Genomic DNA, 392 nt, shown 5'->3' with positions numbered 1-392 from the left:
CCCACCCCCTCACGCCACCCTTCGGAGCCGCCGCCGCCCCCACCCCTTCCCCCGACGGCCGGTGGATCCTTTATGTCCACTCCGATGGCCAGACCGATCGCCTGGCCCTGGTGGACGCCGAGGGCGCCCTCTGGCCGCTCTCCATCGCCGCCGGCGCTGATTTCTATATGCAGCCCGCCTGGCACCCCGCCGGAACCCTCATCGCCTGGGTGGAATGGGACCACCCCCAAATGCCTTGGGACGGATCCCGGCTCCAACTCGCCCGCCTGGAAGGATCGCCCCCGCGCCTCCGCGCCGTGGAGACCGTCGCCGGCGACGACGCCACGCCCGTCTTCCAGCCCGCCTTCTCCCCCGACGGCCGCTTCCTCAGTTACATCATCACCGAAGGGGAA

1 protein-coding gene is annotated in these 392 nt (G+C 70.9%); it reads left to right on the top strand.

Annotation, left to right across the window (positions count from 1 at the left end; all coding sequences use genetic code 11):
- Positions 1–392, top strand: a 392-nt coding sequence (locus tag C4313_RS10755) for a TolB family protein (protein ID WP_503012467.1), incomplete at both ends; no start/stop codon positions are given.

The organism is Thermoflexus sp., from assembly GCF_040289485.1.
GTDB lineage: Bacteria > Chloroflexota > Anaerolineae > Thermoflexales > Thermoflexaceae > Thermoflexus.
The sequence above is the reverse complement of the archived record's forward strand: the minus strand, read 5'-3'. Positions and strand labels throughout refer to the sequence as shown.